The organism is Collinsella aerofaciens (assembly GCF_964243765.1).
GTDB classification, from domain to species: domain Bacteria; phylum Actinomycetota; class Coriobacteriia; order Coriobacteriales; family Coriobacteriaceae; genus Collinsella; species Collinsella aerofaciens_BU.
Window position 1 is genome coordinate 38,004 of sequence record NZ_CAXTGI010000012.1, and the last position, 14,306, is coordinate 52,309.

Annotated in this window: 12 protein-coding genes; 4 read left to right on the forward strand and 8 right to left on the reverse strand. The window is 59.3% G+C overall.

Features of this window, described 5'->3' with window-relative positions:
* Positions 1-52 precede the first annotated feature (52 nt).
* The 5 genes from ACESSC_RS08475 to ACESSC_RS08495 form a co-directional block, all read right to left on the reverse strand.
* Positions 53-382 carry a helix-turn-helix domain-containing protein gene (locus ACESSC_RS08475; RefSeq protein WP_089572320.1) on the reverse strand — a complete coding sequence of 110 codons (330 nt, stop codon included), beginning with the start codon at positions 380-382 and terminating at the stop codon, positions 53-55.
* 8 nt (positions 383-390) lie between these two features.
* Entirely contained in the window at positions 391-930 is a 540-nt protein-coding gene (locus tag ACESSC_RS08480) for a hypothetical protein (RefSeq protein ID WP_147345481.1), read from the reverse strand.
* A gap of 251 nt (positions 931-1,181) precedes the next feature.
* Positions 1,182-1,538 carry an Hpt domain-containing protein gene (locus ACESSC_RS08485; RefSeq protein WP_199407877.1) on the reverse strand — a complete coding sequence of 119 codons (357 nt, stop codon included), beginning with the start codon at positions 1,536-1,538 and terminating at the stop codon, positions 1,182-1,184.
* A gap of 24 nt (positions 1,539-1,562) precedes the next feature.
* Positions 1,563-3,443 carry a diguanylate cyclase gene (locus ACESSC_RS08490; RefSeq protein WP_373162457.1) on the reverse strand — a complete coding sequence of 627 codons (1,881 nt, stop codon included), beginning with the start codon at positions 3,441-3,443 and terminating at the stop codon, positions 1,563-1,565.
* Positions 3,444-3,654: 211 nt separating this feature from the next.
* Positions 3,655-4,452 carry an alpha/beta fold hydrolase gene (locus ACESSC_RS08495; RefSeq protein WP_373162459.1) on the reverse strand — a complete coding sequence of 266 codons (798 nt, stop codon included), beginning with the start codon at positions 4,450-4,452 and terminating at the stop codon, positions 3,655-3,657.
* Between the two features lie 225 nt (positions 4,453-4,677).
* Here ACESSC_RS08495 and ACESSC_RS08500 point away from each other — a divergent pair, with 225 nt between their 5' ends.
* From ACESSC_RS08500 to ACESSC_RS08510, 3 genes are all read left to right on the forward strand, one after another.
* Positions 4,678-5,454 carry a radical SAM protein gene (locus ACESSC_RS08500; protein WP_148331948.1) on the forward strand — a complete coding sequence of 259 codons (777 nt, stop codon included), beginning with the start codon at positions 4,678-4,680 and terminating at the stop codon, positions 5,452-5,454.
* A gap of 160 nt (positions 5,455-5,614) precedes the next feature.
* On the forward strand, positions 5,615-6,502 hold the full coding sequence (gene map / locus ACESSC_RS08505; RefSeq protein ID WP_373162460.1) for a type I methionyl aminopeptidase: 888 nt from the start codon (positions 5,615-5,617) through the stop codon (positions 6,500-6,502).
* 130 nt (positions 6,503-6,632) lie between these two features.
* Positions 6,633-7,568, forward strand: a complete 936-nt coding sequence (locus tag ACESSC_RS08510; RefSeq protein WP_373162462.1) for a D-2-hydroxyacid dehydrogenase — start codon at positions 6,633-6,635, stop codon at positions 7,566-7,568.
* A gap of 237 nt (positions 7,569-7,805) precedes the next feature.
* On the opposite strand, the gene ACESSC_RS08515 is transcribed toward ACESSC_RS08510, so the two are convergent.
* The 3 genes from ACESSC_RS08515 to ACESSC_RS08525 form a co-directional block, all read right to left on the reverse strand.
* Positions 7,806-8,273, reverse strand: a complete 468-nt coding sequence (locus tag ACESSC_RS08515) for a type II toxin-antitoxin system VapC family toxin (protein ID WP_373162464.1) — start codon at positions 8,271-8,273, stop codon at positions 7,806-7,808.
* 16 nt (positions 8,274-8,289) lie between these two features.
* Positions 8,290-8,670 (reverse strand): translation repressor RelB, encoded by a 381-nt coding sequence (locus tag ACESSC_RS08520; protein WP_118081124.1) that lies wholly within the window; start codon positions 8,668-8,670, stop codon positions 8,290-8,292.
* Between the two features lie 214 nt (positions 8,671-8,884).
* Positions 8,885-10,261, reverse strand: a complete 1,377-nt coding sequence (locus tag ACESSC_RS08525; protein WP_373162465.1) for a M18 family aminopeptidase — start codon at positions 10,259-10,261, stop codon at positions 8,885-8,887.
* Positions 10,262-10,523: 262 nt separating this feature from the next.
* Between ACESSC_RS08525 and ACESSC_RS08530 the strand changes: the two genes are divergently transcribed.
* Positions 10,524-14,306: a penicillin-binding Tp47 domain C-containing protein gene (locus tag ACESSC_RS08530; RefSeq protein ID WP_373162467.1), complete on the forward strand. Its 3,783-nt coding sequence runs from the start codon at positions 10,524-10,526 to the stop codon at positions 14,304-14,306.

A 14,306-nucleotide genomic window follows, 5' to 3' on the forward strand; every position in this document is an offset into this window, starting at 1 on the left:
TTAGACACGGGTCCCTTCACGCTGATATTTCGTTTTAGTTGTTCGCCTTAAGCTACTCGTCGCTCAAATCGACAGCAAAGACTGATGTCGGAAGCGACGCCTCGTTGCCTCCGCCGTCCCGCATCTGCCTCACAACGTTTTTTGCACGCTCGACAATAAGCTCCTCAAGCTCTTTCTCGCTCACGCGCTGAATAATATCTCCCGGTTGACAATCAAGCTCATCACAGATATCGAGGAGCGTCTTTAGGCGAATAGCTTTTATCTTTCCGTTTCTAAGCTTTGAAATATTAGCCGGAGTATGCCCCGTCGCTCGAATCAGATCAGCACTGGTCTTTCCGGTCTTAAGCAGCTGCGTCTCAAGCTCGATGATGAGATAGCTCATGTTTCCTCCTACACAAGCTCGTCAGACTGCTCTTGGAGCAGCGAGGCATAACTCCAGATCGCCGAGATAAACAAACAGACAACTGCGCCGATAAACGACCCCGCATCAAAGGTAGCGCCTTGGCAAATCTCAATAACGAAGGAATGAGGCACAATGTAAAGCTCCAGTCCGCCAATGGTGAGATTGACCGATCCATAGGCACCAACAAGCGAAACCGCGGCGTTAACAGCAAAGGCAAGCGCGAGAACACGGATAAGCCGCACATGCGCCTTGGTAAAGGGCGAGACGCCCCGAGAGATGTTATGGCTGATTCCGCACAAAACGACAAGCGAAACACCCACGACGAGTGCCAGGCACAGCCCGCTTGGGATAACGATGCTCCCGCCATCGAGAAGCGTCACGACACCGAAAGAATCGACAGAAACAACGTTTGCAACCGCATACCAGATCACGTAAACAACCAACGCGGCAAAAGCGACGAGCATCCCTGCAAAAACGGCTGCCATGCAAAAACCAAGCTTCCTGATATTTTCGCCCGCCTTGGCCATACGCTGAACGCTGTTGGACATACACTCACCCTCATCGACTCTATCGTTATTCGAACAGTTTATCGAACAACGATATGGATTGCATGCGGAAAGCCCCGCCAGTGCGCATGGGCCATTCACTAATCAGAAGGGGTGAGAGTGGATTTTTGGACATGTATCGAACGAGAGTGGACAATCTCCCACTTTGAGGCCGCCACCGGGCCTAAAACGGGAGATTATCAACTCTCATAGTCATCAAAGCTCGCGAGCTCTTACTCGGCCGCCTCGCGCAAGGCCGACATCGTTGCCGCATATTGCTGCTGCAGCGCATGCATTCCCTCGCGAGCGCCGTCAACGGCATCGGCGCCGCGCAGCGCTTCGGTCACCACAACCGCCGGCTCGTACAGATTATCGAATCCCAGGTTCTGGCTCACGCCCTTGAGCGTGTGCGCTGCCATAAACGCACCTTCGGCGTCTCCTGCCGCCATGGCGGCCTCCAGCTTGCCCATGCTCTCGTCATCCAAAAACTTGAGGGCAAAGCGGGCAAGCATTTCCCCGCCCATCAGCCGAGCGCACGCGTCGTCATAATTAGCGCCGATCTTCTCATACGCCTCACGCATGGAAATCATGGATTAAAAACTCCTTTGGTCAAACTAAATCGTGGGAAACGCGACAACGTCGGCGGGGCGTGCCAACGTCTCGGCAATACGGTCTTGCACCTCGAACAGGCAGTCGAGCAACAGCGGGTTAAAGGTGCCGCACTTACCGTCCAGGATCATCTGGATTGCCTCCTTGTGCGGGATAGCGTCTTTGTATACGCGCACGCTCGTCAGCGCATCGTACACGTCAGCCACCGAAACCACCTGCGCGGCGATGGGGATATCGTCGCCCTTAAGGCCATCGGGATAACCCTTGCCGTCCCAGCGCTCGTGGTGCCAACGCGCAATCTGGTACGCATATTCCATAAGCGCATTACCGGCGTGATGGCTACCCAGCTCAAGCAGCATGTCGGCGCCGATCGTGGTATGCGTCTTCATAATCTCGAACTCATCGGGCGTAAGGCGTCCGGGCTTGTTGAGGATCGCATCGTCAATCGACATCTTGCCGATATCGTGCAGCGCCGAAGCCAGGGCGATCGTAGAGCGTTCCTCATTGTCGAGGGAGACCGTGCCGCTACGCTGGACCAGACAGCCAAGCAGCAGCTCGGTCAGCTTCTCGATGTTCGTAACGTGCCTGCCGCTCTCGCCGTTGCGAAGCTCCATGACGCCGGCCATGATGTCGATGAGCATGCGACTGTTCTTGACGCGCTCGTTGTACTGCTGGGACAGCAGGCTCGTCAGGCGGCGCTGTTTGGCGTACAGGCGGATGGTGTTGCTTACGCGGCGGCGCACGATACGGGAGTCAAACGGGCGGTTGATATAGTCCGAGGCGCCCAGCTCGTACGCGCGCAGAACCATATCATCGGAATCTTCGCTCGAAATCATGATGACAGGCAGATTATCGATACCCGTTCGGCGCGACAGATCGGCCAGCACCTCAAAGCCGCTTATGCCCGGCATGACAATGTCCAGCATTACGAGCGACAACTCATCGCCATAGCGGTCGACCATGTCGAGCGCTATACGACCGTTATCGGCCTCGAGGATGCAATACTCGTCCTTGAGCATCTCGCTGAGAATGGCTCGGTTCATCTCGGAGTCATCGATAATAAGCACCAAGGGCTTTTCGCTTTGGAAGGCCTCGATGGAATCGGCATCGGTCACGACCGTACCGGCTTTTGCCTTAGCGCGGCTCAATAACTGGGCAGCGCGGCCAACGCCCTCATCGACCGTCTCGCCATGAATGCGAACGCCACCAACACATGCCGTCAAGCTCACGTACTCATGGCCCGGAATAATCGTGGAACGAACGGCATCGGACACCTGATGCAGGCGACGGGTGAAGTCATCGGAGGGAATATTGGGCATGACAACCACAAACTTGTCGCAGCCATAGCGCACAAGCTCGTCAGTCGAACGGATTCCGCTGCGTATGGCTGTCGCCACAGCACCGAGCGCAAGGTCGCCGGCATGACGGCCACATGTATCGTTGAAGACCCTAAAATCATCAAGGTCGATCATCGCAACGCCGGCATTCATGCGGGCGCTTCGGAGCTTTTCCTCGTAATATCGGCGATTGCGCACATTCGTCAGCACGTCGGTGTAGACAAGGTCCTCTTCTGCAGCCTCTTGCTCATCAATCGGACGCACCATCAGCAGGACGTGAGGCTCGCCCTCGACCTTCAGAGGGCGCAGGCGAGCGCGGTACTCAGTGCCATCATTGAGCAGTTGCTCCGACACCTCATCGGAGTCTGCCAAAGCCTCAAGACTCGACTGGCGCAAACAAGGACACCGATCGCCGGCGAGCAGGCAGTTAGGCTCGCTCTTAATCTGATCGGCCGACAGCAAACGCACCACGGGGTAGGTCTTCGCGACGCGGGCGACCTCAGCGGCAGCCTCCTCGTCGGTTAGATTGACCTCGTGATTATTGAGCATATGGGGCCCTTTCGATAGTTTCGCATGGTAGCGGTGGGTTCCAAATGCTACAAGGGTAACACCTTGTCGATGCAGGTAAGTACGTGAATGCTGTTACATTTTTATGAGTTGGCAGGCGGCGCGATTGAAGTCGCAGACGTGAGGTTTTGAGCACATTTGTTAACACGGCCGAAACGTTTGCGGGTGAAGCCTGCTTTAGCCATTGCGGGTGTTAGAGCCCCAGGATGCCACGGACAGCCCGGGCAGCCGCTGCCGGGCGATCGCGCAGACCGTTATGCGCGCCCGGGATCGTCACGAGAAGACAATCGAGATATTCGGCAGCCGCTCGCGTACCAGCCTCACGGGGCGTGCCAATCGAGAGCTCGCCCAGGAGCACGGCGGCCACCGTTTTTGACGCGCGAACGCTATCCCAATCGGGAACGCAGGTCATAGTAATCCCGTATTCGTTTGCCATGAAACTGCGGCCGTTGCGCAGGGCATGCTTGGCTTCTGCTTCGGTCGTTCCAGGAGCCTCGGGGTCCAAGTCGCCGAGGGCTCCAAGGAAGGCCCGTAATGCCCTGGAGACCTTTCCCGCGGCGATCATCTCGAGCAAAACCGGGGCAGCGCCCAGACCGGCACCCTCATCCGTCACGGCGGGTTCATGCAGAATCGCACGCGAGATTATGGCGGGGTTTGCACGGAGAAGCTCCAGGGCCACCAACGTACCGGCACTGTGCGCGAGTACGTTTGCCGGAGCGCCAATATGCTCGATAACGGCCTGCAGGTCGGCGGCCTGGGCGGCGAGGTCGTAGCGTCCGTCCGCAGCGTCGCCGCTCTCGCCGCAACCGCGGCGGTCGTAGGCAATTACGCGGTAGTTGCGACTGAGCTCACAAGCGATGCCGTCGAAAAATGTGCCGTCGACACAAGCGCCGTGCACGCACACCAAGGCAGGAGCATCAGGCGACACAACCGGGCCGGCATATTCGCGACAGGCAATCGTGGTGCCCGCATTCTCGACCGTAAAATCCATGTTGTGCCCCCATCATCAATGCCCATCCGGCTGCACGTCAGTACGGCTGGATGGGCCCGTATTGCCTTACGCCTTGTTAACAGATTAACTTTACCCGACCCGAGGCTTTTCATGGCACGGCATCATGAGCGACGTGAAAAAACGAGACTTGTAAAGCAAGAGCCCGCACCTTGCTTTGGAGCCGATGCTATGCTTAGGCGCAATAGTCTTGAGGAGCATATGCCTATGTCTACGTTTTTGAATGTCAGCCCCATCTTTGGGCCCGTTCGCAGCCGTCGCCTTGGTCTCTCGCTCGGCGTCAACATGATGCCGGCCAGCGGCAAAATCTGCACGTTCGACTGCATCTACTGCGAAAACGGCCTCAACGCCGAGCGCCCCTGCCATGAGCCGTACAACACAGCTGCCGTGGTACTCGACGCGCTCGAGGCAAAGCTGCGCGAGATGGCAGCCGAGGGCGAGCTCCCCGATGTGATCACCTTCGCAGGCAACGGCGAGCCCACCGCCGCACCGGAGTTTCCGCAGGCCATCGCCGGCGCCGTCGCGCTGCGCGACGGGCTTGCCCCAAACTCCAAGATCGCCGTGCTCTCCAACGGCACGCGCGCCGACCGTCCCCAGGTACACGATGCGCTCATGATGGTCGACGACAACATTCTTAAGCTCGATACCGTCGACCCGGCGTTTATCCAGCTGCTCGACCAGCCTGTTGGCCCCTACGACGTCGAGCACCAGATCGAGACGTTCGCAAGCTTTGACGGTCACGTTATTATCCAGACGATCTTTTTGACCGGCGAGTATCAGGGTAAGCTCATCGACAACACCGGCGAGGAGTACGTTGCCCCCTGGCTCGCGGCGCTTGAGCGCATTCGCCCGCAGGAGGCGACCATCTACACGGTGGCGCGCGAGACACCGGTCGCCGGCCTTGCTAAAGCGGCGCCCGAGGTGCTCGACAAGATCGCCGCACGCGTGCGCGCCCTCGGCATCCCCTGCCAGGTGAGCTACTAGCAAAACCACGCAGCAGCTAGTGCCCGTCATCCCACTCCATCGGTTGCGGTGATATAGTTCCTGTTTATGCTGTTAAACCGCTTAAATCGGAACTATATCACCGCAACTTTTATGGACGCGTGGGTGGGCTATACTAGCTGCGGATGAAAGGAAGTTAGCCATGTATGACAAAGGACCCGTGCCCGGCCGCAACGACGCTTGCTGGTGCGGCAGCGGCAAGAAATACAAGAAATGCCATAGCGCCTTTGATGAGCGTCTCGAACGCTTGTGGGAAGAGGGCTGGGAGGTTCTGCCCCGCACGCTCTACAAGACGCCCGCCGATATCGAGGGCATCAAGCGCTCGGCCGCCATCAACGTGGGCGTGCTCGACTACGTAGGCGAGCAAATCGCCGCGGGCATGACCACCAACCAGATCGACCAGATGATCTACGACTACACCATCGAGCACGGCGGCACGCCGGCCGACCTCAACTACGAGGGCTACCCCAAGAGTGTGTGCACCTCGATCAACGACGTGGTCTGCCACGGCATCCCCTGCGATACGGACGTGCTGCACGAGGGTGACATCATCAACGTGGACTGCTCCACGATCCTAGACGGCTACTTTAGCGACTCGAGCCGCATGTTCTGCATCGGCGAGGTCTCGGCCGAGCGCCAACGCCTGGTCGACGTCACTCGCGCCAGCGTGGAGGCGGGTCTGGCTGCCGTCAAACCATGGCTGCCGCTGTCCGTGATGGCCGAGGCCGTGCAAAAGACGGTCGAGGACGCCGGCTTTAGCGTGGTGCGCGAGTACGGCGGACACGGCATCGGTAAGGAGTTCCACGAGGACCCGTTTGTGGGCTTTACCACCGAGGCGCCCGATGTGGACACCATCATGGCTCCGGGCATGGTCTTTACCATCGAGCCCATGGTCAACGCCGGAGCGCCCGACATTAAGATTAGCAAGGGCGATGGCTGGTGCGTGCGCACCAAGGACGGCAGCGATTCGGCCCAGTGCGAGGTACAGCTCGTGGTGACCGAGGATGGTTACGAGCTGCTGAGCTGGTAGCCGTGGATGCGCCGGATGCTGACGGGCACGCTCGTCTAGCATCCGGCGTTTTTGTTTGAACGTTTTGCCTGATAAAACCTGCCAAAATAAACCTGTCCCTTTTTGGTAGGTTGAGCGGAGAGGACTGCTTGTGAACATCCTGGTTTTGTTGCCCGTCAACGGCCGTCATCGCGCAATTCTTGAGTCGAGTGCTCCGGGCGAGGACTTTATCTACACGAGCTCCGACGCCGCCACGCGCGAGCAGGTCGCCGATGCCGACGTGATCCTGGGCAACATAGACCCTGCCCTGCTTACCGTATGCGAGCACCTCCAGCTGCTACAACTGCAGACCGCGGGCTATGACGATTACTTGGCCGCCGGCACCGTGCCAGCCGACGCTAAGCTTTCCTGCTCGGTGGGCGCCTACGGCCAGGCCGTGAGCGAGCACATGTTTGCCATGGTCCTTTCCATGATGAAGCGCCTGCCCGGCTATCACGACTTGCAGCGCGAACATCGCTGGGAGGATTTGGGGCCAGTTACCTCGCTCAAAAACGCCAACGTGCTGGTGCTGGGCGCGGGCGATATCGGCGGCCACTTCGCCACGCTCTGCCGCAGCATGGGTGCACACGTCCGCGGCATCAAGCGCCATCCGCTCGTCTACCCCATCGTGTTTGAGGACATGGACGGCATGGACGCCCTACCCGAGCGCCTGGCCGAGGCCGACATCGTCGCATCCTTTATGCCCAGCACGCCCGAGACCCGCGGTCTGGCGAACGCCGAGTTCTTCGCCGCGATGAAACCGGGCGCCTTCTTTGCCAACGGCGGCCGCGGCGACCTTGTGGTCGCCGACGACTTGGTTGCCGCCCTGGAGTCGGGCCATCTCGCCGGCGCCGCGGTCGACGTCACCGACCCCGAACCGCTGCCTGAGACAAGCCCACTGTGGGATGCACCCAACATGCTCATCACGCCGCACGTCTCTGGCTGGTTCCATCTAGCCGCCACCCTCAACAACGTCGTCGACATTGCCGCGGAGAATCTGCGTCACCTGCAGGCCGGCGAGACCCTGCGCTGCTGGATCGAGCATTAGGTTGTTCCGGCGTTTTACCAAACGCCGGAACCCCTCGACGCTGCGAGCCCGCCAGAGCGGCAATCTGCCTTTCAATCGTCGGGCATAACCAGAAGGTCAATGCCCTCCTCTTTCAAGGCACCTTGCTCACTCTGGCGGGCTCTCGCTGACTTTTGTTCAACCTATAGGGACTGGCTGGCGCGGCCCCGCCTGGGGACATTCGCTGACTTTTATTCGACCTGCGGGATCTTCAAATTGTTAGAGCGTTGCTAAGTAATTCTTTGCGTCTTCTACGCTCATTGCTGCGACAGGCGCGTGTGAACAGAGTTTGACATCGTTGGTGACCAGTAAATCTGCTTGGGAGCGCATCGCTGCCGCGATGATTAAATCGTCTTCGTAATCGCTATGGAGCTTACGCTGCTTACTCGCCATCCACATGTCGCTCAGGTCGCAGGGCACGGGCGTAGCAAGTTGCGACAACACGTCGAGGCAATCCCATGCAAGCGATGTCGCTGCCGTAGCGGCATACTGGGAAAGCGAACCGTGCTCTCGTCGATACCATGCCTTATGTTCGCTTGAAATCAAATAGAACAGGTCTTTGGACGATGTCGCCGCGTACAGCAAATCCACCTGCGCCGTGCATGCATCGCGTAAAAACTCAATCGCCACCGAACGACCACGTCGTGAGGGAATGAAGTAATCGAGCCACACGTTGGTGTCAACCAAGATACGCCTTGGAGCCTCACTCATAGAGCCAGCTCATCTCCTCGCCATAGCGATCCGCATAGGCATTCCGTTTGAGCTCTTCGTCGTCCGATGGCTGAGCCCTGACCATATCGATTCCCGACTCACGGCAAGCGGCAGCGAACAGCTTCGACCCCTGATCCATGAGCTCGAGCTTACGTTTGGCGGCCTTTTCGCGCTCGCGCTGTTCCGCCCGGGCACGACTGGGCAGCAGGATATCCTCGAGCGCGCCGGGCCGATCAGCCAGAGATGCCGCAAGTTGCCAGAGCGCACGCACCGCTTGGCTCGGCGTCATACCGGCCCTGGAGAGAGCGGCGTCCCCACTCCTTTTAAGATCGGCATCGAGACGCACGTTGATCTGAGCGGCTGTTGTGGTCATGACACCTCCTTAATACTTCAAAACTATCATAAAACTCTATGGTAAATACGTAAAGCATGTATAGCATTTATAAGCATTAGCCGTACTCTGTACACAAAAAGCCGCCGAGGCACACTGCACCTCGGCGGCCACGTATCACAGATCTAACTCGGTTTCACCCTTTGCATTTGCCCAGATAAAACCTGCCGAAATCAACATCCCTCTTTGGCAGGTTTTAGAGCTCCGCGCTTTCGGCTCCGTTGATATGGAGGTCGCGCTCGTAGAAGGCGGTGAGGGCGCGGATGGCGTACATCACGTCGCGTACGCCGCCGGTCTCGTAGCTTGAGTGCATGGCCAGCTGCGGCAGGCCCACGTCCACGGCATGCATGCTCGCCTGCATATTGGACAGGTTGCCGAGTGTGGAGCCTCCGGCCATATCGCTCTTGTTGGCGAAGGCCTGTGTGGGTACGTCGGCGTCATCGCAGATGGCCTGGAACACCGCGCGGCTAAAGGCATCGGTGCAGTAGTGCTGGTTGGCGGCTTCCTTAATGACGATGCCGCCGTTGAGCACAACCTGGTTGCGGGCATCGCACTTCTCGGCGTGGTTGGGATGCACGGCATGCGCGTTGTCGCAGCTCACAAGCATCGAGGCGGCAAGTGCGCGATGGTACGACTCGTCGTCAAAGCCCAGCGATCCGTTGATGCGGCGCAGCGCGTCGGCCAAGAACGTCGACATGGCGCCCTGCTTGGTCTCGGAGCCAACCTCCTCGTTATCAAAGCAGCAGAAGACCGAGATGTCATGCGCATTCTCGGCACCCAAAAATGCCTGCAGCGAGGTATAGGCGCAGGCCAGGTCGTCAAGCTTGGGCGTCGAGATAAACTCGTCGGCCCAGCCCCAAATGCGCGCATCCTGACGATTGACCAGGAACAGGTCGCGACCCAGAATCTGCTCGGGCTCAACGTCCAGTTCGTCAGCGATCAGTGCGTCAAAATCTCCCTGTTTAAGCTCGCCGACGCTGATGAGCGGGCACAGGTCGACGGCTCGGTTGGGAGCAAAGCCCTCGTTAACGCCGCGGTTCATGTGGATGGCAAGGCTCGGAATGATAGCGACCTCGCGCTCGGTGGCAAGCAAGCGGCTCTCAATACGGTCGCCCTCGCGCACCAGCACGCGGCCCGCGAGCGCCAGCGGACGATCGAACCAGGTGTAGTCGATCATGCCGCCGTAGGCCTCGGTGTTCAGGCGCAGCGTCTCACCCGCACCGTCGAGCTCAGGCACGGCTTTGACCTTAAACGTCGGAGAATCGCTGTGCGATGCCGTGAGCTGAAAATGATAGTCGCCGGCAACGCCGTCCTCGCCCCACGTTGCGGCCAGGTCCTCGCCAACCTTAAAGGCGATGACGCTCGAGGTGTTGCGCTGCGTGTAATAGCGACCGCCCGGCTCGATATCCCACGCCGCGTTCTCGGGCAGGTAGGTAAAGCCCGCCTCGTCGAGCTCGGCCATAATGGTCGCCGCCGTATGAAACATGCTGGGGCATGCCTCGATAAAGTCGATGAGGTCGTTGGCGGCCTCGATATCGTCGGCTGTCACATGTGTGGTAGTCGTATCTTCCATAACCGTCCTCCCGGTCTTGTCGTACTCCTGTTTAGGGTAGCGCTTATGCGCGGCAAATGCGCCCGCACAATCGCAGGTATGTGAGTTACCCAAGGTTAATTTCTGTTATTTTTGTTAACCCCGTAGAACTTATCTGGCAAATGTTTGGCAAGTTACCCAAATCAAACTTAAGATACTTAAGCAACATTTATGCAGAAACGGGTGCCCTAACACGGGAAAGGAGATTGGCATCCGACGTAAAACCCCTGATGAAAGAGGCAATATGCAAAAAGAGAACGCTGTGCTGCGGCATCTTAACGCCTTTGGCAGCAACGCATGCCGTGCAGCCGTGATTACCGCCATGGTGACCTCCATGGCCCCGACCACCGCAATTGCGGCAACCATGACGAAGACCGGCACCGAAGCTACCAACAACGCGCCGGTCTCCATCCAAAACGAAGAGGCGAACCTCCTCACAACCGATTCTAGCAGCCAAAACGCGTCCTCGGGCACCTCGTACGACCTGTCCAAGATTGCTGACGGAACCTACACGGGCAAAGCCGTGGCCGATTCCAACGATCCGCATAACAAGGGCGACGAATGGGATGCCAAGTCCTACGACGTCAGTGTCTCCGTCACCGTCTCGGGCGGCAAGATTACCAAGGTCGATGTTGCAGACTACGAGTCCCTGGGCGACAACGACTACGAGAAGATGAACCTTGCCGTCAAGGGCAGCCGAAAGGCAAAGGGCGTTCCCGCGCAGATTGAGGCGGCCGGCAACACCGACAGCATCGACGCTGTGACCACAGCTACGATCTCGTCCAACGCCATCAAGGCTGCCGTCGATAATGCCCTGCAAGCTGCCTATGACGAGCAGAATCCGTCGACCCCTGCGACCGACGAGTACACCTACGGTTACGCTGGCCTGACGTGGGCCGAGTATTGGGCTGGTGAAAACGTGCAGGCGGCAGGGTCCTCCGCTTCGTCGAGCGAGCTCGATTCCCGCAACGAGGCCGACAAGGGCGCTTTTGACGTGGTGACCCGTGCAACCGCCAACCACGGCCTGCACCGCGGCAGCTACCAGTGCATGGCTACCATCTACGCCAACGAGGGCGCGACGTTTGACCTGGCCACCTGGGCCGCCGACGGCAAGTCGTTCACCACGACCGACGGCAAGACCGTAACGTGGAACCGCGGCGCCATGACCTGCGACGGTGCAAGCTACACGCTCAAAGACTACGAGGTCACGGGACTCAAGTACGTTCCCGTCAAAATCAAGACCAGCGACCTCGAGGCTTTTAAGGCGAGCCACAGCTTTGTCGCCAATGGCGAGACGCTCGCCGGCGGCTACACCGAAAATAACCTCCAGGCTTACTCCGGCCTGGTTGCGGACGTCGATGCCAACACCAACGGCATTAAGACCGTGACCAACAATAACGGAACCTTCAGCTTCTCGGCCGCCACCACCGGCACCGACTCAGGTATCAAGGGTCAGGAGCTCAAGACCGCCACGGACATTAAACCCACGGTTAAGGACGCGAGCGGCTCCTACGGCGAGTTCCTGCGCGTAGACCTCAACGGCAACTATGGCGACCTGGGCGCCAATATGCAAAGCGTCACCTGGACCTATTACGGCGACGATGCGACCTACACCAACGCCCTTGCCACCTACGGCACCAAGTTCGCGGCCGACAACTGGATGCACAAGTCCATGGGCATTCAGCTGGGCCTCACTAAATCCGAGCGCTGCCAGCTGCCCGAGGGCACCAACGGTACCGGCTACTGGAAGCTTACCGTCCACGCCTTGGGCTACAACGATTACACCTACACCTTCCAGGCGACCGATGACAACATCGTGGGCGCCAAGGAGCCGGTGACCGACGCCACCAAGGCCCAGCTGCAGGAGCTCTACGACAAGGCGAAGTCCCTCGATAAGTCCAAGTACACCGAGGACTCCTGGACCGCCTCGTCCATCGAGACCGAAACTGCCGAGACCAAGGACCTGCTCGCCAAGAAAAACCTGGGCGAAGCCGAGGCCGCCGAGCAGATCACCCACCTGCAGGGCGCGCTCGACGCGCTCGTGAGCCTGTATCCCCAGGCCGGCGACTACGTGCTCATGAACATCCCCTACGCCGATTTCTATGCCGCCGAGAACAACAACGCCGGCACCGACATTGTGACCTCGGCTACGCGGCAGAAGACGCGCTCCAGCTTGGCGAGCGGCTCCTACCACGTCAATTCCGACGGTACGGATATCTCGGGCGTCACGTTTGCCGTCAAGGTGGGCAAAGGCGACATCGATTGGTCCAAGTTCACCCGTGTGACCGACGACAGCTCCGTTACGATCACCACCTCGATCAAGGGCAAGGTGTCCACGACGACCTACACGGGCAAGGACGCCCTGTTTGAGTCTGCGGACTACTCTTACTACGTGCTGCCCGCCGGCGAGGTTCCAACCAATTACAAGGAGCTCACCGCCGATTCCGAGGGCAACCTGCGCTTTGGCGCTGTCGAGGGCAAGAAAGCCACCGAACTTGAAAACGTCAAAGCCGACTTTAAGACCTCCAGCAAGTACGGCGACTACGAGATCGACTTTAAGAACCTGCGCGAGCAGATGGTCGACGCCGACGGCAACCAGGCGACCGTATACGGTGCCGTGGTCAATGCCGCCGATGCGGACGGCACCACCGAGGGCTATGGCATGCGCACCGTCGAGAACATCTGGAAGGGCAAGGAGATTGCCTGGAGCTGCGGCCTGGTCAACGTGTCTCACGGCAGCCCATTGAGCTCGCGGCACTACAAGTCCATGATGGGCAAGACCATCAAGAGTGTGACGTTCTACACCTCTACGGGCACCTACACCGTTGCCATGAACAAGTACGTCCCCATCAAGGATGCCGACGCCGCCATCAAGGCCAAGGATGCCTCGCTTGACGGTGCCAACGCCACCGTCAATGCCGATGTCACCTTGCCTGAAGGCTTTGACGCCGCCTACCAGATTGACGGTCAGGATGTCGAGCCGCTCGCCAGCAACGCGCGCAGCTCCGTGTCCGTCACGTTTGACGCCTCGGCTCTTAAGCCCGGTAGCCACACGCTGACCGCCATCGACAAGAGTGGCAAGTTTGCCGATATCAGCACGAGCTTTACGGCAACCACCTCCAAGCTCGTTGCCAGCTTTGACGCCGCAAACCTTAAGCTCATCGCCGCCAACGATGCCACGGACGAGGATCTTGCCAACTACCTCGCGAACATCTCCAAGGTCACTGTCAACGGTACCGAGTACAGCGCGCAGGGCCGCGGTGCGGTAAAGATCTTCAACGCCGACGGCTCGCTTAACCTGGCGGCCGCCAATCAGGATAAATCGCTGGTGTTCAATGCCAACGGCGACTACCAGTTTGAGGTCGAGGCCACCGGCTACACCACCAACCTGCGCTTCACCTACACCAAGTCGGCCGACAAGACGGCGCTCAACGCCGCAATTGAGGCCGCTGCCAAGTTGAGCAACGACCAGGGCACCTACACCGCCGCATCTTGGGCTGCGTTCCAGGACGCGCTGAGCGCTGCCCAGGGCGTTAACGAAAGCCCCGCGGCTTCCGACGACGAGGTTGCCAACGCCCTCTCGACGCTCCAGAACGCTCAGGCCGCGCTCGCCAAGGCCGCAACGACCGACCAGAAGACCGACCTTAAGGTCGAGATTGGCCGTGCCGATGCGCTGAACGAGTCCGACTACACCGCCGACTCCTGGAAGGCATACCAGTCCGCGCTGGCTGCAGCCCAATCCGTGCTTTCGAAGGACGACGCCTCTGCCGCCGACGTCGAGGCGGCAACGACTGCGCTCAAGGCCGCCCGCGAGGCGCTCGCCAAGCCCAGCCAGAGCTCCAAGGGCAACTCCACGAGCACCACGACGACGACCACCGATACCAAGAAGGCCAATGCATCCAAGAAGGACGCAAGCGGCCTCCCCGGCACCGGTGATACCCAGATCGCCACGGTCGGCATCTTCGCCGGTATCGGCGCCGCCATCGCGGCCGCCGGCGTCGCCATCCGCCGCCGCATGCAGCACTAG

What these genes read in the sequence shown, in the direction of transcription:
- ACESSC_RS08475 (WP_089572320.1), bottom strand. Translation starts at nt 382, where the DNA reads ATGAGCTATCTCATCATCGAGCTTGAGACGCAGCTGCTTAAGACCGGA.
- ACESSC_RS08480 (WP_147345481.1), bottom strand. Translation starts at nt 930, where the DNA reads ATGGCCAAGGCGGGCGAAAATATCAGGAAGCTTGGTTTTTGCATGGCA.
- ACESSC_RS08485 (WP_199407877.1), bottom strand. Translation starts at nt 1,538, where the DNA reads ATGATTTCCATGCGTGAGGCGTATGAGAAGATCGGCGCTAATTATGAC.
- ACESSC_RS08490 (WP_373162457.1), bottom strand. Translation starts at nt 3,443, where the DNA reads ATGCTCAATAATCACGAGGTCAATCTAACCGACGAGGAGGCTGCCGCT.
- ACESSC_RS08495 (WP_373162459.1), bottom strand. Translation starts at nt 4,452, where the DNA reads ATGGATTTTACGGTCGAGAATGCGGGCACCACGATTGCCTGTCGCGAA.
- ACESSC_RS08500 (WP_148331948.1), top strand. Translation starts at nt 4,678, where the DNA reads ATGTCTACGTTTTTGAATGTCAGCCCCATCTTTGGGCCCGTTCGCAGC.
- map (WP_373162460.1), top strand. Translation starts at nt 5,615, where the DNA reads ATGTATGACAAAGGACCCGTGCCCGGCCGCAACGACGCTTGCTGGTGC.
- ACESSC_RS08520 (WP_118081124.1), bottom strand. Translation starts at nt 8,670, where the DNA reads ATGACCACAACAGCCGCTCAGATCAACGTGCGTCTCGATGCCGATCTT.
- ACESSC_RS08525 (WP_373162465.1), bottom strand. Translation starts at nt 10,261, where the DNA reads ATGGAAGATACGACTACCACACATGTGACAGCCGACGATATCGAGGCC.
- ACESSC_RS08530 (WP_373162467.1), top strand. Translation starts at nt 10,524, where the DNA reads ATGCAAAAAGAGAACGCTGTGCTGCGGCATCTTAACGCCTTTGGCAGC.